This is a genomic window from Streptococcus sp. k-378 (assembly GCF_013277505.1).
GTDB lineage: Bacteria > Bacillota > Bacilli > Lactobacillales > Streptococcaceae > Streptococcus > Streptococcus pseudopneumoniae.
Genome location: NZ_VMNC01000176.1, coordinates 1 through 1150 on the forward strand (window position 1 = coordinate 1; position 1150 = coordinate 1150).

Genomic DNA, 1150 nt, shown 5'->3' on the forward strand with positions numbered 1-1150 from the left:
GGTTTTAATGAGATAAGCCAGTGAATCAATGCCTTGTCTCATATCCGTTTTCCCACATACGAGATAGACCTGCCCTAGGCTAGATAGATGAATTGTCATAGAGCAACACCTTATCCAAAAGCTCTTCTATCATTTCGAGATTGTGGAATCTCTACAGGAACAATAGGTTGTGGCATTAAAATATCTTCCAATAGTTTTACTTTACGAATAGTATACAGGAGGAACTCCATGAATGATAGATACCTTGTTATGACGCGCTTACCGTACTATTATAAATTCAATCCACTATATCATTTGATTCACTAGTAAAAAAGGATAACATCTCCTCTCGGAGATGCTATCCTTTTGGGGGCGACTAGAACATAGTGTTCCAATCTATTTTCGTTAAATTTACAGAATGTTTATCCTATGAATTATTTTATCAAAGTAATTTCTTACTCTTCTTCCTTGCGTTTTTTCGCGATAAGGAGTCCCCCTGTTGCTGCTGCAAGAAGTGCTAGAGCAAGTGAAGCGCTAGATTGTTCTGTACCAGTATTTGGCAATTCTTTCGCTCCTGCTTTCTCAGCTGGTGCTTGAGCAGGTGAATCTTGGTTGGTAGCTGGATTAACTGCTACTGAACTATCTGATTTCTTGACTGTCTTATCTGCTGGAATAACAGATGTAGTACCATCTTCAAAGGTTACAACTACTGATCCGTCTTTGTTTACCTTAATATCTTTCGCAGTTGGGTTAGATTTCTTAACTTCTTCGGCTACCTTAGCTTTTTCTGCGTCAGTCAAGTTGCTTGGATCTTTAACTGGTGTTGCTGACGGATCCTTAACACTATCTGCATCTTTAGCTTTCTCAACTGCTTTAGCTGCTGGAATTACTGCTGTTGAGCCATCTGGGAAGGTTACAGTTATTGTTCCATCTTTACCTACTTTAACATCTGTTGCAGTTGGGTTAGATTTCTTAACTTCTTCGGCTACCTTAGCTCTTTCTGCATCAGTCAAGTTGCTTGGATCTTTAACCGATGTTACTGATGGATCTTTAACACTATCTGAATCCTTAGTTGATGCACCTACTGGTTTAGATTCTGGTTTCGAGTTTGGATCTTTCGGATTTGTTCCTTTTTCTACTTCTTCTTTATCTGTGAAGCCATCGCCATCTG

1 protein-coding gene is annotated in these 1150 nt (G+C 39.2%); it reads right to left on the reverse strand.

The window, feature by feature from the left end; translation table 11 throughout:
- Nucleotides 1–434: 434 nt before the first annotated feature.
- A partial coding sequence (locus tag HT719_RS11260) for an LPXTG cell wall anchor domain-containing protein (protein WP_172929246.1) occupies nucleotides 435–1150 on the reverse strand: 716 nt, incomplete at its 5' end.